Origin of the sequence: Lactiplantibacillus sp. 30.2.29 (genome assembly GCF_018991255.1) — a bacterium.
GTDB classification, from domain to species: domain Bacteria; phylum Bacillota; class Bacilli; order Lactobacillales; family Lactobacillaceae; genus Lactiplantibacillus; species Lactiplantibacillus pentosus.
The window spans coordinates 44229-65024 of record NZ_JAGYGU010000009.1; the positions used below are offsets into that span (position 1 = coordinate 44229).

A 20796-nucleotide genomic window follows, 5' to 3' on the forward strand; every position below is an offset into this window, starting at 1 on the left:
GTGTCATTTTACTGAGTTATCAAAGCTGTTCATTAAGCGGTCAGTGTCAAAAAGTTACGAATCAGTTGTTCACCAATTGGCGCCGGTGTCATGATGGATTCCGGATGAAACTGTACGCCATACAGATGACGGCCGGCATCCTCAATTGCCATGATCTCCTGGTCGTCATTGGTCCCAATCACCCTGAAATTGCCGGGTAACTGGGACGAATCTGCCACCAGCGAATGGTAGCGCGCCGCCATGAACTGCATCGGGCAATCTTGAAAAAGTGGTGAGGCTTGGACCTGCATCAGCGTCGCCTGACCATGTACCAACTGATGAGCAGCGCGGAGTCGGCCACCAAAAGCTGTCACCAACACCTCCAAGCCCATGCAAACACCCAAAATCGGCACTTTTCCAGCCAATCGTTGAACCACCTGGGGGCTGACGCCCGTATGCGCTGGTGTCCCGGGTCCGGGCGACAAAATAATGTGAGTGGGTTGTAAGGCTTCAATCGCTTCGACCGTGAGTTCATCATTTTTGATCACCCGTACGTCCGGCGTTAAGCGGCCAATCAATTGATACAGGTTATAAGTAAAACTGTCATAGTTATCAATGAGTAATTTCATGAACTTCTCGTCCTTTCGCGGATTGTACTGCATTCATCACGGCGCGTTGTTTGTTCTGGCACTCCTTAAATTCTTGAGCACCAATACTATCGGCGACGATTCCAGCACCCGCTGGCACGACTAGCCGCTCGTGTGAGCGATAAGCCAACCGAATGCCAATTGCCATATCCATGTTGCCATTACAATCCAAGTAGCCAAAGCAGCCGCCGTAAACCCCGCGTGGTTGGCGTTCGTAATGATTGATCAGTGTCATCGCTTCCACTTTTGGTGCCCCGGATAACGTCCCCGCTGGAAATGTTGCGGCTAAAACTTGCAGTGCTGTTGTGGTCGGTGCCACCTCCGCAGCGACTCGTGATCCTAGATGCATCACTTGCGAATACCGAATCAGGCGGCGGAGGTTGGTCACCCGCACACTTTTGAACTGCGCCACTTGGCCCAAATCGTTGCGACCAAGGTCCACCAGCATATTGTGCTCCGCGATTTCCTTGGGATTAGTCTGCAATTCATGCGCTAATTTGGCGTCTTCCGTGGGTGTCTTCCCTCGCCGGCGCGTCCCGGCTAACGGATAGGTTGCAATCTGGTTGCCCTGTTTGGTGACGAGGGTTTCAGGCGACGCGGCAGCTAATTCAAAATCAGCCTGTTTAAAATAGCACTGATACGGGGCCTGCGTTGCCTGCAACTGTGCGTGAACCGCTAATAGCGACCCACTCATGGTGCCAATCTGTGGATTAGCGTAAATCATTTGAAAAATGTCGCCGGCTCGAATATGGTGCCGAATCCGTTCCACTCGACTTGCATACGTTGGCGCATCAGCTTGCATGGTAAGTGATGCTTGTACCTGAAATGGTGGCATGACTAACGGCGTTTCTAACTGCTGGATTATTGATTCCAACTTGGCTGTCAGCTGATTTTCAGCCCTCGCGTATGCTGTGGGTAAATCGGCCGTCGGAATTAGCTGCGTCAATCCCAATTCATGGTGTTGGTGATCATAAACCAACACACTAGTCACTAGGAACAGTCCGAAGTCATCCAAGTCGGCGCTGGCCGCGGGCGTCAGCTCTAACTTGGGGATGAATTGCTGGACATATTCATAACCGAAGTACCCCATCAGGCCACCCGTAAATGGCGGTAACCCGTGAATGCGGGGTGTCCGATATTGCGTCAGGATCGCCTGCAACGCGTCATTCGGATGGGTGCGGTCGTGCGATGCTAACGTCCGACTAGTTAAGCTTTGCTGTGGATTGAAACTAAAATAGCTATAGCGATGATGCCGGTCGATCGTCAGTGCAAAACCATTGCCCATCCGTTGAACGAGCTTGGCAACGGCTAGCGGGTCAAAGTCTGGTAAGGTTTGCTGGACCATAACTGGCACGTATGAATAGTGCGTTTGATAAGGCATTAATGTTTGTAATGTTGGTTTCATGTTGAACCACTCCTCATATACGAAGGTAATCGACTGACTACAGTTGAGCCATCGATTGTATTATCTGAAATTGAGTTGTGGTGAATTGCCATCGCTGTTGCATGTACCTGCCTCCAATCAAAAAATCCGCCCATGACTAATGACAGTCAAGGACGGATTTTTCCGCGGTACCACCTTGGTTGGACACCAAACTACCCCATTCAGGTTAGACTTGTGCCCCAGCTTAGCGAAATGCAAACACATTCCCGGGAATTGACGGCTCCCTATCGTCGCGAGGTACTAAAACAAAATTGTTCGTTGGTCGCGCCCTCAGTGGTCCATTTAATAACTTGCGTTCGATCGCACTCTCAGCAACGGCGACTCTCTTTACGGGCATCATTATCTTGATCTCCACTTCATCGGTTTCATGGACGAATATTAAGTTGTTATTAACATTAAAACTTAGTGAGTGATTTGTCAACAGTTTTATTTAAATTTAATGTCATATGCGTTGTGCTAGTTATTTTTAAGCATTAAGGATGATTAAATCATGCCAGTTTCTAAGCGCAAGTGCTGCCAGCTGAAAGCCGCTGGAAACAGTGCGAGTTAGCGTTAAACTTTCAGTGGTAGCTGCGTCCTAGTCCGGCTTACAGGTATTTCTGACAACGCTGGAACGCGATGGACACAGATTTAAGCCGACAAACCACGTCTTAAATACTGGTCTTCCACTAACCAAGCCAAAAACGCTTGCTAAGTAGAATTTCATCGCTGAGCATTGTCAGAAACGCCTTCCAGCCGGAGATGATATTCGAAAGGCAGACATGGATCTGCCCAACTTTAAATAAACTAGTCGTTAGTTCCTGGTTACCGGTAATATTAAGCCGCTTTGTTCAAATTGTCAGGCAGTGAACCATCAGCATCACGGAATATTGGCAGAGCTTACTCTCGGCGATTAGATGTTAAAGCCTTAAAACCTGTGCAAACGGCCATATAATCGTCTGATTGTAAGTTTGGCTGCCATTGAATTAGACATAATCTTCAGGCAATCTTCTCAGCATTTGAATACCATAAATCAACATAAATACTGATTCAAAAAAGTTTGCCTGAAGGACCAGCCACCTAATATTCAGTGGTCAATTGTACCTAGATAGGTGGCCGTTCATCCGCCATTCGAGCGGGTTCCCGACTGTAGGGGCTGGCTGACAATGCTCAAGGGCGAAATTCTTCTTGTCCGGGTGGTCTTCCCGGGCTAGAAGAAGACTCGTATTTGAAATTGCGCAGTGGTTTTCTGCGTGAGTTCAAATCGATGTCCGCCCTGTTCCAGCGTTGTCAGCCGGCCCCGGAAGTCGGACTAGGGCGCGCATCGGCTGACGAACAGGAATTCACCAAATGGCATGATTTAATCATGATTCATGACAAATCAACTGGCACAATACGCGTACTAGTTACTATTTTCAATTGATGATGATTAAAATGTACCAGTTTTTAAGTGGTTTTTCACTAACCAAGCACAACCCAACATCCAATTAATCAGATGAGTTGTGCCGATTCCTTTAATCCAACCGTCGCCAAAAAGTCCGGTGATTGTACCAAACTAGTGCGCCGGATGCTAATGCAAGGACTAGTAACACGATTACATTAATCCATACAGCACTAGCCGCAAACGAATAAATCAGGACACTATAACTCACAATGACAATCATACCAATGACACTGCAAACCAATAAGTTGAGTAACAAGCCAAAGTTGCCGCCACCCCGATTGAAAAGCTGCGTCACATTCGTCCAGTTCGTCATGCGTAATTGGTAATCCCGTTTGAAATAGTGTTGCGCAGCTAAATACGTGCCCCAAGCGATACCCAATATCAGTGCCACGTCCAAAACTAAGGGTGCGTGAACAGCGATTCCGATGACGAGCGCGATCGTTGCGTTGATTGCGACTTGGAACCAATAGCCGAGATAAAACTTTTGCCGTAAATACCGGGCTAATGGGATGGGCAGTGCGCTCACAAAGTCAAAGTTCATTTTATCCAATGAAATCAGATTACCAACCAAAGATGTTTGATTGACATTGATAATGGCCCCTGCCATCCCAGCGACGAACCAGACACCGACCCAGTTAAGGGACAACTGACTCCAGTTAGCTCTCGACCCCGAAAACAGAACGCTCCCCACGAGAATCATCGGTAACAGGATTGAGTTGGTAAACAATTGTAACGCCAAACTCGGCTCTTTTAGGAGCTGCCATTGATAGGAACGTAAGATTTTATTAAGGTTATGCTGCCGCGGATGCCGACGCTGCCGGTTAGCTGTTAACACAGTATTCACTTGGGTCAACCGTTCGACCAAATGCAGCAAGACGAAGCGCCAAGTCAAGGTAAGCACTACCAGTAAGGCGACAATTAAGCCTGCCCAAGTCAATACACTCTCAAGCGTCAGTGGCGTCATAAAGGCTTTGTAAACGGGCAAGAATGGTGTCAGCACTGTACGATCGATCCGCGTACCTGAATCTGCCGCAGAACCCCGATTCATCAGTAAAATACCGACAAATACTAACAGCGCATTTAGGCCTAACATAATATTCATCACCATTTTTTGATGGGTGCGAAATACCTTAAGCTTGGTCAAGCCAAAAACGATCAGGGCACACCCACATAGAATCAGGCCTAAAATCAGGGCATACATCAAGATTGCCAATACGATTCCCAATCCCACGAAGTATCCTGCCCGCGTCATCGTCATCACAAAAATCAACGGTAATGGAATCGTAAACGGCACCGTGTTGAAGATCACAACTAAAATTTTACTCAGAAAGATTTCCTGGTTACGAAACGGCAATGGCAAGTATTCAGCGAGGTCATTACCGGCAAAAAAGACGTTATAAATCCCGGCAATGCTCTGCGAAATTCCTAATAAAATAAATAGCGCGACATAAAACGTAAACATGCCGGGGAGCTTACTGAAATCAATGGCAATCATCGTCAGCCCATAGACGCCCAGAAACATTAACGCGTTCAAGTAAAACTGCCGCATTAGTTTCTTACTCAGGGCCGAGCCTGACATTCCTTTTTTGCGTAACCGTTCCGTCAGTTGCGGATTCACTAATCTGAGATTAACGGCCAATAACACGCGTAACTGCTGGTTATTCATCTGGCTCACCCTCAATCGCATCCACCAAGGCCCCATTCGTCGGTCGTCCTGCCATTTGGAGATAAATGGTCTCCAACGATTGTTGCGGATGTTGCGCTAACAACGCTTCGACCGTGCCGGTATAAATGAGTTGGCCCTGCTTCAAGATTGCTAACTGGTCGCATAACTGCTGAGCGGTATCCAAATTATGCGTCGAAAAAATCACCGTTTTACCCTTGGCCGCGTGTGCCTTCATCAGATTTTTTAAATCAAAGGCTGCTTGCGGATCTAATCCCTGCATTGGCTCATCCAGAATCCAGATGTCGGGATCCGGAAGCAACGCGCCAATTACGATTGCTTTTTGCCGCATCCCGTGTGAATAGCTGGCCATCGGTTCTTCAGCATGTTCAGCCATATCGAATAAGGCCACCAATTGTTGCCGGCGCTGTTGGACGGCCGCCTCGGATTTTTGATAAGCTGCAGCAATCAAATCCCAGTACTCCGTCGCTGATAATTGTAGGAAAATATCAGGTGTATCCGGCACGTAGGAAATCTTGGCTTTGACCGCCAACCGCTGCTGTGCAAGGTCTAAGCCATCAACCGTGATCGTGCCACTCGTGGGTTGGATAATACTTACTAGGTTTTTGATCGTCGTTGATTTACCAGCACCATTATGGCCTAAAAGTCCAAAAATTTGGCCTGGTGCAATGTTCAGGTTGAGCTGATTTAAAGCCGTTTTATCCCCATACCGCTTCGTTAAATCGTGAATTTCAATCATCTGGTTCGTCCCCCTCCAGGTATCAGTTAAGCTTTATTATACTATACTGAGTGCCTTTATAACTTCGCGGGTCACGCAATTAGGATTTACATCATTTGCTCGGTCTAAGTGATGAATTATTTTCTCAACAAACTAATGCTTAGCTTTGGATTGGCCGCGGTATTAAGACCTTTGGGTGACAGTGTCCTCGGTGTTTTTTCGCAACGCCCTGTTTTGGATGTATTAACGTTTTCCACGACGAATGCGCAAAACACGCTAAATATCGGCGGGAATTCCCCCACTCGAGCTATTCTCTTCCCACAAAAAACGATAAGGCAGCAAAAAATAGGGCGACAAACCAAATTGTGGTTTACCACCCTATTCATATTGATTTAACTACAGCCTGACCTGACAACTGCAGTGCCATTCAGCTGTTTTACCGGTCGCTGAAAATCGAGGCTGACACCAACACGTTACAGTTCATGCCCTGTCGACCATCCGACATCTTTTTCAAACGAAGGCAGCGGCTCACTTTTCCAAGTCTCAACAAGGCGCGTTGCTCAAGTCACACCAACTCAACTAGTTGCGTCGCTTCTTGAGTAACGCCCCTAACCCGACCAACAAAGTAGCGGCCGTCAAGCCCAGAATCTCGGCCGCCACACTAGCTTGCCGGTCATCACCAGTCTGCGGTAAAGTCGCTTGCTTGTGAGTTTGAGCTTGCTGCCGAACTGGCGCTTGCGTTGTCGATGACTTGATTGACGTCGTCGACTGTACGGATTTGGCCACTGCAGCTGGACGCTTGGTTTCAGCCGTATGACGCACGCGCGTTGATTGCTTCGTCTGCAGCGTAACGACCTGGTGTTTAGCTTGAACTGACTGATTAACTCGGTCAGATTGCTTGGTCGCACTAGTTGCTCGCTTAGTTTGAGCCGTTTGATTGACCTTCTGCTGTGTACCCGTCTGCGGCGTTTTCTTCGCCGGTGTGATTTTATCCGGCGTCGTCACCGTAACAGTCTTATTAGGCGTTTTAGGCGTCTCACCAGGGTTGGGTTCATCCGCCACGTAACGAATCGTTTGGACATCGTCACCACTTGTTGGGGTCACCGTAACTGCTGTAATTCCGGCCACCGTGGCTCGATAGCCAGTAATACTTAACGCGGGCACGCTAGCAAACGTGCTGCCAGCGTCATTTGATGACCAGGCCCCCGCCGTCACGTCACCAGTTACTTTGTCGACCACATCAGCACGGCTAAACGTCAGCGTCCTGACCGTATCGGCATGTAGTTGTTTGCCGGCACCATCTTGATAACGCACCGTTTGCGTAATCGTCTTAGTAGTCGTTGTCGCATCCGTCCCGTGTGCTAAACGAACGAGATAGTGCGTCGCGACCCCGTCATGATTAAAAATCAATCCGGAAGTTGGAAAGTCGTCACTCGTTAATTCATAGCCCCGGCTCACGTAGCTGGCAATCGTCGCAGCGGTTCGATAAGCGGATGCGGTTTGATAGTCACCGGTTAAGGTCTCCGTTGCTAAGGTTTTACCAGTCGTGGCATCCACGTACGTAATTACCGCTTGTTCCGTATTCAGCGTATACGTGACGACGACATCAGTATTCTGGTCAGCAGACGTGACTGCCTCATTGCCCGCCACACGCTGTTGATCAGCGGTATAGCCCGTTATTTGCGGCGTTGCTACCGGCGTATAACGGCCAGTAGCTGTCGTACCATTCAGCCAAGTGGTGTAAACAAGGGTGCCATCAACTTCATCAATCGTCGCCTTCCGTTCAAAAATCAGCGTTTGGACCTGATCAGCGCCAGCAGAACGGCCATCACTAAACTGATAGTGGATGGTTTGGCTGACAGATTTGGTCAAATCTTGTACAGCCGTGCCTCTCGGATAGGTCGGCCCAGCTGGATTATCAGGATCAATCGGTTCACCTGGGGTTCCAGGATCATCCGGCGTCACGGTAACCAACTTGTGCGTCAGGGTGACCGTGTAAGTTTGAGGCTTCCCGTCGTTTGCAAAAATGTTTCCGGATACTGGATAGCCATCCGTTACTAAAGCATAACCCGCTTTGCCGTATTTGGCGATTATTGCGGCAGTGCTGTAGTCAGATATCGTTTGATAACCACCAGTTAAGGACTCAATCGATAACGTTTTTCCGGTCATTACATCAATATAGGTCACGGTTGCTTGTTCTTGATTGGCCGTATACGTCACCGTGATCTGCGTATTCAGGTCAGTGTTGGCGACGCCATCGTTACCGGCCACACTTAACTTATCGGCCGTATAACCCGTCATTATTGGTGACGTCACGGCTGTATAAGTCCCGGCCCTCGCATTGCCAGTATTCCAGTCCGTATAAACGACCGTATTAGCGACTTCATCGACCGTCCCACTTCGCTTAAACGTCACCGTTTGTACATTATCGGCCGCAGCCTGACTGCCGTTCTGATAGCGATAATTGATCGTCTGGCGAATCGATTTAGTCAAGTCAGCAGTCGTTGTCCCTACTGGATAAGTCGGACCATTTGGATTATCAGGATCGATCGGTTCACCTGGGTATCCAGGATCGTCCGGCGTCACGGTAACCAACTTGTGCGTCAAAGTGACCGTATAAGTTTGAACAACGCCATCCTCATCAAATATTTGGCCAGAGGTTGGAAAATTATCACTAGCTAATTGATAGCCCATATCAAGGTATTTGGCAATGGTGTCAGCGGTCTGGTAATCAGATAAGGTCTGATAATCCCCAGTCAAAGTTTTTGGTTCCAAGGTCTCTCCAGTGGTCCCATCGACATATGTCACGGTCGCCGTTTCCTGATTAAGCTGGTATGTCACCACAATCGTTGTGTTATCGCTAGCTCCTGTTACTGAATCTTGACCGGCAACACTGAGCTTATCGGCAGTATACCCCGTAATCACTGGCGAAACGACCGTTTGATAAGCACCAGTGATTGCGCCACTGGTTAACCAATCCGTATAAACTACCGCTTGATTGACTTCATCAACTGTGGCGGTGCGGCTAAACGTCAGTGTTTGCACATTATCAGCCACAGCCTGACTGCCATTTTGGTAGCGATATTCAATCGTTTGGCGGACAGCTTCAGTCAGATCATCGGTCGCTGTCCCGACTGGATATTTTGGCCCATTCGGATTATCAGGTTCAATTGGTTCCCCAGGATATCCAGGGTCATCCGGCGTCACCGTAACAAACTTATGAACCAAGGTGACTTGAAAGCTTTTGACAGTTCCATCCTCATCGAAGGACACACCGTTGTTCGGATAGTTATCACTAACCAACTCATAGCCATTATTCTCATAGTTCGCAATCGTGTCAGCTGTTCGATAGTCAGAAGTCGTGCCGTAAGCACCTTCCAAGGGAGCAGCCGTTAGTGTGGCCCCCGTCGTCCCATCGACATACGTCACGGTGGCCTTTTCTGTATTCGCTAAATAAACGTAGACCACGGTGCCGCCCTCATCGCTTAACGTCCCATTCGCAGCGATGCCTGTATTATCGGATTTTAAGGTGTAGCCAGTTTTAGGCTGTCCAACAGTCGTGTAATTCAAATAATCGGCAGCAGTCACATCCGTCCCGTGGGTCGCACGACCCGTGTCCGTTGCCACGACATGCGTCTGTCCATCAGCATCGATGTACTCGTAACGATAGACGACGTCCACATCACCAAGCGCTAAAGTACCGGGCGTCACACCAATTTGATAGTTTTGATTGACCGCACTGGTCTGATCGACAGTCGCGGTAATGGTTTTGGTACCCACCGAACTCATCCCGTCAGTCAGACGATAGCTCAGTGACTCGCCATTAACGGTCCCAGAAACGGTCGCCGTCAAATTTTTAGTCGTGCCATCAACCCAATAAACCTGACTCGGAATGGTAATCGTGGCCTTAACGGTATTGATCGTCAACGTGCCATTCACATACGTGATTTGATAATTTTGTGTTGCATCGGCAGTGGTACCGGTCATGGCATACGCCCCCGCACTGGTTTCAGTTGCAGTCCCACTGCCATCTGCGGTAACGGCGGTAAAGGTCAACGCATCATAATTGGTCCCGCTGGTGACACTCGCCGTCGTCCCATGCGCCTGCCCATCGTAATCAACACTCGCATTGTTCACGGTTACAGTTAGGGCTGCCGGCTTAATCACGAGTGTGCCATCAATCTTGGTAACGGTATAATTTTTGGCTAAAAGTGCCGCTTGGTCGGCATCAGCCAATCCCGCCGTCATGGTGTAAGAGCCGGCATTGATTTCAGTTGGCGTTGTAAAATCAAATTGATCATACGCCGTTCCACTAGTGACACTGACGCCGGTCCCGTGGGCCTTACCATCGTATGTCACGGTGTCATCGGCTGCCGTTAGTTGCAGTGGTGCAGCCGCCACTTTATTACTGGTTTTGGTGAACACTGACGATGCGTCGAGAACGTAATTGGACCCTAGTGCCGCTTGAATGGCCGCCTGCCCGGCCGCGTTCAAGGTCATCGTGTACGATCCAACATCGGCACCCGTTAGATTTGGTTCAGCACCTTGGTAAGTGTCCGTGAAATCTGCTGCAGTCAGAATGGTTTGATTGGCCTGGCCAGCGATATCATCACTTGCGGCGGTAATGACGCCGTTCTTGATTTGAAGAATTATTTTACTCGAGCCATCCCTGACCGTAACTTGTGGCAACATTGTCAGTGAACCAGAATATTCCTGAGAAGTTGCCGCCATCAACAAAATATTTCCAACACCTTCGTTTGTAATGGTTGCTGGCGAAATTTTGACGGTAAAGGTATAGGCTGAAGCATCCGCTGAAAATGTTGGCACATAGTCATCTAAGTTGACATCGTCCGCAAGGTCATAGTAAGTCGCATATTCCTGAATAATGTCAGCCATCGCTGATTTTCCAGCAGCACTCAATGTAAAGGCATAAGTTCCGACTTGATCAAGCTCTGCCAAATCGGTATCGCCATTATAATTCGTGACCTGGCCGTTGACATCTTTATAAGCAATATCAAAATAATCTTTAACATTGCCTACATCCATAAATAATAAATATAATAGATTGACTTTTTGACCGTTCGTATCCGTTAAGTAATTACCAGCTGCATCTTGAATATTGTAAGCGATATCATTATCCGGGCTAGCTTCTGGTCCACTAATATGATCACCCAAATAATTCAGGGCCGCGTTATTCACATGATAGGTCATCGTGACAGTGCCCTTGGTCGCTAGTGAGACCGTCGCCTGGGTTTCATCCGCGCTGGCTACCGCCGATACAGCCTGAATGGCTGATTTAGTCGTCAGTGATGTGCTGGTGGTTGTCGGCGTTAAACTTAGCGCGGCCATTGTTGCATTCGTCCGCAAACGCGTCATTGGCGTCGTGCTAGAATCAACTGAGGCATTGACTGCAACATCAGCTTCCGAAACAGTATCACTTGTTGTTGCACTAGAACCGCTGTCTTTTGAATTAGCCGTTGTCGCGTCGGTCGTGGAATTATCTGTCGAGAGGCTTCCTTGATTGGTCTGGTTTAAATCGTCATTAGCGCTTTGAACGGTTGGCTTAGTTGTCGCATCCGAAAGCACACTAGTCCCCGTTGATTTAGCCGTAGTAGCCTGATTAGTGGTCGCAACACTGGCTGAATCAGATTTTGAAGCCACCGTTGATTGCGTGTCACTTGTTTCAGATTGGGAAGCGGCCGTGTCACTTGAAACCGTTGTAGTTGTATCCGCTTTAGTATTATCGCTGGACGCATTTACCGTACTAGTCTCATCCGTTGCAGTTGTCGCCATTTCATCCCCGGTTTTAGTCGCAGTCCGCGACGAATTAGTGGTGGCATCTGTCTTAGTCCCGGTGCTCCCTGAATCAGTTTTAGTCGCTTCATCAGACTTTGCCGTCGACGTTGTCTCCGCCGCAGTGCTTGCCGTGGCAGCAGTATCCGCTTTCTCAGTCGTCGACGAAGCCCCTGACTTTAAAACCACGGTCTGGCTCTTGACCGTGGTCGCACTCGCACTGACATTGCTACTACTTTCGGCGTCATCCGCAGCCGTACTAGTTGCCGCTTTGACTTGTTCCACCTGACTAAACGTTAAACCAAGTCCAACTGAAAACACCGTGATGCCGGCAGTTACCCAACGCCGGCCAGACTTGTAAAGTTTAAAATGCGTCTTACTTGTTAAACCCATTTGATTGAATCGATTTTTCATGATACGGCCTCCAAAGTTCGAACATATGAGGATAATAAGTGAGCTAAATTAATCAATCGATATTCGCACTGATCGCGAACGTTTTGATGTGATTTAATCCCCAGTTTTAATTATAAAATAGCTACTCAATTGACCCCTTCAATCATTAGTATATGTTCAAACAGGTGGAAATAACAAGGGTGAATATTAACTTATGTGGCAATATTGTTGACCAATGGTATCGATTAACGTTATAACGCTGTTAGTTTATCTGCCAAACTCAGGTCGAGCCTCATTCTTCGGATGCTTCGTTCATTCATTTAATCAAGATAGTTACCAGATAAACAGTTATTTTTCGGTTTGAACCGCACCAATCACTTCTTGTATTCTGGGATCAATTCGTCGATTATCACAATTTGTACGGCCACAGAAGATGACGACTTCTCGCTAGTTGGATCCTAAAAATCGGGACGAAAAATCGATCACCACAAAAAAGTGCTGATCGATTTTAGATATGAGGCACAACCAACTATTGGCGTCCTTTCCATAAGAACAGAAGTGTCTGAGGCTGGCCGAGTAAGCGGACCAGTCTCGCAGCAGTCCAATCCAAAAATTATGGCTTTTGCCTTAAATTACGGCTTGCTGATAGCATCTCGTTTCTGTTGGAATCTTTATCTGCAAGCCGGATCACAGGTACTTCGCTGACATGGCAGTCAGTATAAAGTATAGCTTGAGTACGGCCGGACATGACAATCCCACATGAACATTAAATACGCATCTGTCTACCTTTAAACATGAATAAGACTGAAGCCACTGTCAGAACAATTAACAATAACAAAACACCTAGATTACCTCCTGTTGTTCCTTGAAATGTACTAAATAAACTGGCTACGATGGTTGTACTCATCGCACCAACAAACTGCTGGAGCGTATTCAAAATACCATTTCCATCTGTTTGTTCAGATTTTGTTAGTTGCGATAAAGCCACTGCCATCAGATTGCTCGCCGCAAAACCAACACCCATCATCAATACAACATCAAACATTAATAGCGCCATAAAACTGGCCCGAGAAAAATAAACAGTTGTCAAAAGCATCCCAATAAACATTAGCATTAGCCCTAAAACGATTGGGCGATAAGGGCCAAATCGATCCATGATAATGCCGGACAAAGGGGCCAAAACTGCAACCAGAATTGCACCGGGAAACATAAAAAGGCCTGATAGTGCGGCAGAAACATGTAATCTGAGTTGTAAATAATTCGGCAGGATAAAAGATAAGCCCAGAACGGTCGCTTGAATCGCTAACACACCAAATAGTCCAGTAACAAATTGACTGTTTTTAAAAATAGTCAAATTGAGAATTGGTTTGTTTCTGTTGAAACGATAAAAAAATCCAAAACTGATCAAGCTGATGAGGCCCAAAAACCAAGATAAGTTTTCTATAGCTAGCAATAATGTAGATAGGCCAATTGCCAAGCAGAGAAAACTAATAAAGTTAAATGGTTCCCCTCTCTTATGACTTTCATATCCGATGCCATCCACACCTAAAAATAGAGATAGGACTAAAAATGGAAGCAAAAATAAAAAAATACGACGCCAGTCAAATAACGAAAGCATCAAGCCACCATATGTTGGACCAATTGCGGGCGCTAAAGAAGTGGTCATCGTTGCAATCCCCATCATTAAGCCCCGTTTACTTTTTGGTGCGTAATTCAAAATGATATCAAACATTAGTGGCAGAGCTATCCCCGTTCCGACTCCTTGAATGATCCTTCCAAGCACAAGAACTAATAAACTTGGAGAAAGAAAATCCAGGAGTACGCCTAAAGCAAATAATAAATTGGCAGTGATAAATAGTGTTTTAATTGAAAAATTACGAACTAAAAAAGTTGAAAGTGGAATAACGATTGCTAGTGCTAACAAGTAGCTAGTCGTTACCCATTGAATTGTTGCACTAGTGGTGTTGAACTCAGCCATTAGAGTTGGAAAAGTAACATTCATGGATGTTTCAATCAAGACTCCTGCAAAGCTCATAATCGCTGTCGCAATGATTGCTGGTACGACTCGCCATCTTTTATGATTCATAATCGACTGCCTCCAAATTATTCAATGCAAATTTTTCTTTGCAAATTCATCATAACTTGGATATTTTGAAAATAGAAGTGGGCACTTTTTTGTTCGATAGTTTCCAAAAAGTAGCAACTAACCAAAAAGTGCGTCCTTTACGAGGCTGCTAATTTAAGTGGCTGCCCGCTACAATATTAACCAGCAATCTGTTTTTGGCCTTTTCAAGATTAACGGCCAAGAAACGTTTTGGCGTGAGACGCATTAGGTTAGCGAGCTTTCCATGAAACTTTATTTTAACGCCCTAGTCTTACGTACAAAAGCGACAAACTTAACACCAATGGCAAACAAAACGCGTCATCGCATCCCACAAAAAAAGTGTAAAAAAACAGGCCACCACAAAAATGTGATGACCTGTCCTCACCATTAGCCCAGCCTAAGCTGCAACCAATGATTGTTGACGTTGTGATTTAGCCACGACGACGTTCTGGGATACGAGCAGCCTTACCATGTAAGTTACGCAAGTAGTATAACTTGGCACGACGTACGCGACCTTGACGAACGACATCAATTGCGGCAACCCGTGGTGTGTGTAATGGGAATGTCCGTTCCACACCAACACCGTTACTGATCTTACGAACAGTATAGGTTTCGCTGATACCGGAACCATGGCGCTTGATAACAACACCTTCGAATAATTGGATCCGTTCGCGAGTACCTTCGACAACTCGTGCATGAACACGAACTGTATCACCGGCACGGAAATCAGGGATATCCGTACGAAGTTGTTCGCTGGTGATCTTTTCGATTAATTGATTTTGACGCATAATGTATTTCTTCCTTTCGCCGACATTCGTGACAACCTGGTCAGCGGAACATCGTTAATGGGCACAATAGCCAATAGATAGAATACCACATCCGCGACCGGACGTGCAAGTTTTTCTTAACTTTTTCATCGAACTGGTGTGCACACGCTATGCTTGTTCCGCGTCCGCTTTGATTTCAGCTAGCATCTGCCGCGCCTTGCCAGACAACGACAAACCCGCTAACATATCGGGCCGCCGTTCATAGGTGCGTTTAAGCGCCTGTTCTAAGCGCCAGTCATCGATTTTACCGTGATCCCCACTCAGTAAGATGTCAGGGACTTTCATACCCCGGAAATCAGCTGGGCGTGTGTATTGGGGATATTCCAACAAGCCACTCGAGAACGAATCCCCTGGTGCGGAGTCCTCATTCCCCAACACACCGGGCAACAAGCGAACAGTGGCGTCAATCATCACCATCGCACCAAGTTCGCCACCAGTTAGCACATAATCGCCTAATGAGACTTCATCCGTCACTAACGACCGAATCCGTTCATCATAGCCTTCATAATGGCCACAGATGAAGGTCAGGTGTTCTTCCTTAGCGAAGTCTTCAGCGACGTGTTGGTTGAACTGAACCCCAGCTGGATCAAGCAAAATCACGCGTCCAGGTTGCGGATGCTTCTCCTGAACACTCGCCAATGCATCAAAAATCGGTTGTGGCTGTAGCAACATGCCAGCACCACCGCCGTATGGATAGTCATCGACATGGTTATGTTTATCGGTCGTAAAATCACGGAAATTCGTCACATCCACGTTAATGACCTGCTTTTCGATGGCGTTGCCAATCATCGATTCGTGCAGCGGCCCAGCAAACATCTCTGGAAACAGGCTTAAAATATCGATTTGCATTAATCAATCAGCCCTTCCATTAATTCAACCGTCACGACCCCGGCATCCAAATCAACCTTTTTGATGACCTGCGGAATTTTTGGCAACAACACATCCGCTTGTCCGTGTGCTCGTTTAACGACCCAGACATCGTTGGCGCCTGGTGACAAGATTTCCTTAATCGTTCCCAGTGGCTCGTCATCAGTCGTCACGACGTCTAAACCGACGATTTGATGATAGTAATACTCACCAGCTGGTAATTGATGCAAGGCTTCAGCGGGCACTTTGATCGTCCATCCCTTATAACCTTCAACATCATTAATATTGTCCAAGCCCTCAAAAGTCAGAAAATATAGGCCCTTTTGTTCGCGTGCTTTTGCGACTGTGACGGTAATTCCACCAGCCGTTGCATCTGGCGACTTAAACAGGACCAGTTGTTGCCCGACTTTAAATCGTTCTTCAGGAAAATCAGTCACAACGACGACCTTCACTTCACCACGAATGCCGTGGGTATTAACTAGGGTTCCAACACGATAGTAATCCATGCGTTACCTGCCTCCTCATTTCATCTCAATGACTAAGTAAATTATTCTAACACATCTGATGCCAATCAAGCACCCACTCTGACCATCCGGCGACAAACCCTATTTAGACTATCCCGGTCTCGGACTAGCTTGGCAATTGCTCCGAGGATAATAAAAAACTCTTAAACAAAACATCACTGCTTCGCTCAAGAGTTTTTTTGTTGTCCGTCTTCGATCGTAAGCCGGACACGTTTTGGTCCTGAAACTCGGACACTATACACAATCGTCCGAATTGCGGAAGCAACCCGTCCCTGCCGGCCAATGACCCGACCAATATCTTCGGTGTTAACCGTCAAGTTGTATTCAAGGTACCGTGTGGTTTCCTTGAAATCGACTTGAATATCGTCCGGGTATTGAACTAACGGGGTAACAACTGTGATGATTAAAGCTTTAATATCTGCCATGATCTATTACCGCTTTATTATTTAGTGAACTTAGCTTCGTGGTACTTCTTCATGATACCGGCCTTGGATAAGATATTCTTAACCGTATCTGAAGGTTGGGCACCATTGTTCAACCAACCGAGGATATCTTCCTCTTCAAGCTTAACTTGGGCTGGTTCAGTAAGTGGGTTGTATGTGCCGACTTGGGCGATAAAACGACCATCACGTGGTGAACGTGAATCTGCGACAACAATCCGGTAAAATGGATTTTTCTTTGAACCCATCCGCTTTAGACGAATCTTGACTGACATTTAAACACCTCCCGAATTCTTTAACAGGTAATAATATACCAGTAAATCAATAGCTTGTAAAGGACTTTTTCTTGACAGGCTAAAAATTCTTACTGATTAGCGTTTGCGACGGCGCATGGCCTTGGCTAAACGCTTTTGTTTTTTCTTCTTCGTCTGACGAACCATGCGCTTCATCGCCATTTGCTGCATCTTACCACCGATGCCGCCACCGCCATTTGCGCCGCCCATGAGGCCTTCCATACCGGAGAAGTTCCCCTTGGACATTTGATTCATCATTTTCTTGGTCTGATTAAATTGTTTGATCATCCGGTTGACTTCATGAATCGGACGTCCAGAACCGGCCGCGATTCGCCGCCGACGAGACGGATTCAGTAGGTCTGGATCAGCCTTTTCAGCTTTGGTCATTGAATAGACGATCGCACGAATATGCGCAATATCCTTGGGATCCATGTTCAGGTTCTTCATGGCCGGGTTGTTGGCCATGCCGGGAATCATCTTCATGATGTCTTCCATGTTCCCCATCTTGTCGACTTGGTCCAATTGGTCAATGAAATCGTTGAAGTCAAAGGTATTCTCCTGAATCTTCAGGTTCATTTCTTCGGCTTGTTTTTCATCGTATTGCTGTTGCGCTTTTTCGATCAGCGTCAGCATATCACCCATACCAAGGATTCGGTCTGCCATCCGGTCTGGGTGGAAGACGTCCAAGTCGGTCATTTTTTCACCTTGACCAACGAACTTGATGGGTTTACCAGTCACGGCGCGAATTGATAAGGCCGCCCCACCACGGGTGTCACCATCTAACTTGGTCAAAACGACCCCGGTGACGTCGAGCTTATCGTTAAACCCTTCGGCAGTATTAACGGCGTTTTGCCCAGTCATCGCATCGATAACTAACAAAATTTCATCTGGATGAACTAAATCTTTGATGTTGGCCAATTCATTCATCAGCTGTTCATCGATTTGTAGCCGCCCAGCCGTATCGATGAAGACGTAATCGTTATGATTTTCTTGGGCTTGCGCCATCCCTTGACGAACGATTTCCACGGGATCGACATCGGTTCCTAATTGGAAGACTGGCACATCGATCTGCTGACCAACCTGTTGCAATTGTTCAATCGCAGCGGGCCGGTAAACGTCAGCCGCAATCATTAACGGCCGTGCGTTTTGTTCGTTCTTCAACTTCAGGGCTAATTTACCGACCGTCGTCGTTTTCCCGGCCCCTTGAAGCCCAGCCATCATGATAACGGTTGGAATTTTAGGTGATTTATTCAGTGGAACTGCTTTTTCACCCATCGTTTTCGTTAATTCTTCATCAACGATCTTCACAATTTGTTGTGCTGGATTTAACCCTTCCAGCACCTTTGCGCCGAGCGCGCGTTCGCGAACCGTTTTAACAAAATCCTTAACCACCGTAAAGTTAACGTCGGCTTCCAGTAAGGCTAACCGAATTTCACGCATCGTGGCTCGTAAATCGCTTTCCGAGATCTTCCCTTTGCGCCGTAAATTGGTCATTGCTTTTTGTAAACGTTCCGTTAGGCCTTCAAATGCCATTGGTGTCACCTAACCTTTATTTTTATTCTGAGTCAGCTTCTAAGTTGACTAGTTGTTGAATCATCTTAATTAACTGGGTATCCCCATGATAATGTTGCTTAATATAGTCAGAGATCGCGTCGACTTCATGATTACGTTCCACGAAGTCCTTGTAGAGGTGCAGCTTAGCTTCGTAACCTTCTAAGATCTTTTCCGTCCGTTTGATATTGTCATACACGGCCTGCCGTGAAACGGAGAATTCCGCTGCAATCTCGCCTAAGGAATAGTCGTCAGCGTAGTACAGTTGAATATATTCTTTTTGCTTGTTCGTTAACAAGGGCTCGTAGAACTCAAATAACGAATTGATTCGATAATTTTTTTCAATTTCCATGCGGGACTCCTCACGCTCATAATCACAGACTACACACTAAATAAGAGTACCGATTTTATCGGCATTCGTCAACTATCAGTCGCGATTTCAATTAAAAATAAATGGCAATCGTTCCCGACCGGAACAATTACCATTTATGGTCAGCTAGATACGCTTCAACAGCGATTAGCCAGTAATAATATCCTTGAACAAGCCATAAACAAAGTCGTTGGCATTAAACGGTCGTAAATCAGTGACCTTTTCGCCTAATCCCACGTACTTGACAGCGAGATGTAGCTCATTGCGAATTGCCAGCACGATCCCACCACGAGCCGTCCCATCGAGTTTCGTCAGGACGATTCCGCTGACATCCGTAGATTGTTTAAACAACTTGGCTTGATTGAGGGCATTTTGCCCGGTGGTTGCGTCTAAGACCAGTAACACCTCATGGGGCGCGTCCGGGATCTCACGGGTGATGACTCGTTTGATTTTTTCCAACTCATTCATCAAGTTGACTTTGTTTTGCAACCGACCGGCAGTATCGACGAATAGCACGTCGTAATCTTCGGCCTTAGCCTTTTTGACGGCATCGAAGCAGACCGAGGCTGGATCACTCTTCTCGGCCTTAGCGACGACGTCAACCCCATCGCGTTGCCCCCAGACTTGTAACTGCTGGATGGCCCCAGCTCTAAAGGTATCGCAAGCCGCCAACAAGACTTTCTTGCCCTGTTGCTTATACATATTGGCCATTTTACCGATGGTGGTCGTCTTACCGGCCCCGTTGACCCCAACGAATAAAATCACGGTTGGGCCACTGGCAGCCATGTGAATCGAATTATCTTCGCCTTCACCGGCTTCACCGTACATATCAACCAGCTTTTCAACGATGACGCTTGAAATTTCTTTCTTGCTCTTCGCATTCTTGAGTTTGACCTCATCGCGTAGTTCATCACTGATACGCATCGCCGTTTCGTAACCTACATCGGATTCGATCAAGGTATCTTCCAAGTCGTCAAAGAACGCTTCATCGACGTGCCGGAAGTTTGCTAAAAACGCATTGATGCGGTCCCCGAACGTCTTCCGTGACTTCTTCAAGCCGCGGTCATACCGTTCTGCTTCGGTCGGTTCGTCGTTGGCTTCAGCTTCTGTCGTCGCTGGCGTTTCAGATTCTGCCGACGTATCTTTGTTTTCAGCTGCTGGTGTGTTTTCAACCGTAGACTGCTGGTCAGTCACGGTCTCTTCCGATTGGGTCGCTGCTTGAGAGGCCACGGACTCAACTGGTGCCGACTGACTGGCTACCGAAGTGTCGTTGGAAACTGGTGCTTCACTGGTTTTGGCCGTTTCTGCTTGAGCGGCTGATTCACGTAAGGCCGCTAAAGACTGGGCCACCATCTCACTGGCCGTTAGTGGCGCAGCTGAAACAGTCGCATCCGTCACTTCACTGTCAGCGGTCGATTGCTCAGTTGATTCAACATTGACTTGAGATTGGACGTCTGGTTGTACCTCAACTGTTGCTTCACTAACATCGACTGGCGAGTGCTGGCTTTCAGCACTAGCACTGTCAGCGGCACTCGCATTGGCGCTACTTTCAGACGCAGTCGTCTCGTCGACCGCCGTCGTTGATTGTTGGGACGTCGTATCGCTAGCCGCAGAAGTAGGTGCCGACGCTTGACTCGCCGTTGCAGAAGCGGCACTAGCGGTCGAATTGGCCTGTGAGTCATCGGATTCAGGTAAGCTGAACGCCTTTTTTAACCGACTAAATAATCCCATCTGTAACA

Annotated in this window: 14 protein-coding genes; all 14 read right to left on the bottom strand. The window is 47.2% G+C overall.

All coding sequences use genetic code 11. The features are described 5' to 3' along the window. Positions 1 to 32 precede the first annotated feature (32 nt). A complete protein-coding gene (locus tag KGF65_RS06525; RefSeq protein WP_105923901.1) occupies positions 33 to 608 on the bottom strand; it encodes an aminodeoxychorismate/anthranilate synthase component II in 576 nt (191 codons plus the stop codon). Beyond that, positions 592 to 2031: an anthranilate synthase component I family protein gene (locus tag KGF65_RS06530; RefSeq protein WP_213472386.1), complete on the bottom strand. Its 1440-nt coding sequence runs from the start codon at positions 2029 to 2031 to the stop codon at positions 592 to 594. Before KGF65_RS06530 ends, KGF65_RS06525 begins: the two co-directional genes overlap by 17 nt. 1532 nt (positions 2032 to 3563) lie before the next feature. Beyond that, a complete protein-coding gene (locus tag KGF65_RS06535; protein WP_216748043.1) occupies positions 3564 to 5159 on the bottom strand; it encodes an ABC transporter permease in 1596 nt (531 codons plus the stop codon). Continuing rightward, positions 5152 to 5916, bottom strand: a complete 765-nt coding sequence (locus tag KGF65_RS06540; RefSeq protein ID WP_105923902.1) for an ABC transporter ATP-binding protein — start codon at positions 5914 to 5916, stop codon at positions 5152 to 5154. Before KGF65_RS06540 ends, KGF65_RS06535 begins: the two co-directional genes overlap by 8 nt. 558 nt (positions 5917 to 6474) lie before the next feature. Continuing rightward, positions 6475 to 12102, bottom strand: a complete 5628-nt coding sequence (locus KGF65_RS06545; RefSeq protein WP_216748044.1) for a KxYKxGKxW signal peptide domain-containing protein — start codon at positions 12100 to 12102, stop codon at positions 6475 to 6477. Between the two features lie 745 nt (positions 12103 to 12847). Next, the gene (locus KGF65_RS06550) at positions 12848 to 14167 is read right to left on the bottom strand and encodes an MFS transporter (RefSeq protein WP_050338755.1); all 1320 of its coding nucleotides are present in this window, start codon (positions 14165 to 14167) and stop codon (positions 12848 to 12850) included. 449 nt (positions 14168 to 14616) lie between these two features. Further along, positions 14617 to 14973 (bottom strand): 50S ribosomal protein L19, encoded by a 357-nt coding sequence (rplS, locus tag KGF65_RS06555; protein WP_003638637.1) that lies wholly within the window; start codon positions 14971 to 14973, stop codon positions 14617 to 14619. A 147-nt stretch (positions 14974 to 15120) separates the two neighbouring features. Next, entirely contained in the window at positions 15121 to 15861 is a 741-nt protein-coding gene (gene trmD, locus KGF65_RS06560; protein ID WP_088769601.1) for a tRNA (guanosine(37)-N1)-methyltransferase TrmD, read from the bottom strand. Beyond that, a complete protein-coding gene (gene rimM, locus KGF65_RS06565) occupies positions 15861 to 16385 on the bottom strand; it encodes a ribosome maturation factor RimM (RefSeq protein WP_088769602.1) in 525 nt (174 codons plus the stop codon). Before rimM ends, trmD begins: the two co-directional genes overlap by 1 nt. A gap of 185 nt (positions 16386 to 16570) precedes the next feature. Further along, complete coding sequence (locus KGF65_RS06570) at positions 16571 to 16828, bottom strand: KH domain-containing protein (protein WP_105923904.1); 258 nt, start codon at positions 16826 to 16828, stop codon at positions 16571 to 16573. A 17-nt stretch (positions 16829 to 16845) separates the two neighbouring features. Then, on the bottom strand, positions 16846 to 17118 hold the full coding sequence (rpsP, locus tag KGF65_RS06575; RefSeq protein ID WP_003638633.1) for a 30S ribosomal protein S16: 273 nt from the start codon (positions 17116 to 17118) through the stop codon (positions 16846 to 16848). Positions 17119 to 17214: 96 nt separating this feature from the next. Continuing rightward, positions 17215 to 18669, bottom strand: a complete 1455-nt coding sequence (ffh, locus tag KGF65_RS06580; protein WP_101873584.1) for a signal recognition particle protein — start codon at positions 18667 to 18669, stop codon at positions 17215 to 17217. 22 nt (positions 18670 to 18691) lie between these two features. Continuing rightward, entirely contained in the window at positions 18692 to 19039 is a 348-nt protein-coding gene (locus KGF65_RS06585) for a putative DNA-binding protein (RefSeq protein WP_003638631.1), read from the bottom strand. Positions 19040 to 19204: 165 nt separating this feature from the next. Further along, positions 19205 to 20788: a signal recognition particle-docking protein FtsY gene (gene ftsY, locus KGF65_RS06590; RefSeq protein WP_213472390.1), complete on the bottom strand. Its 1584-nt coding sequence runs from the start codon at positions 20786 to 20788 to the stop codon at positions 19205 to 19207. Positions 20789 to 20796: the final 8 nt, after the last annotated feature.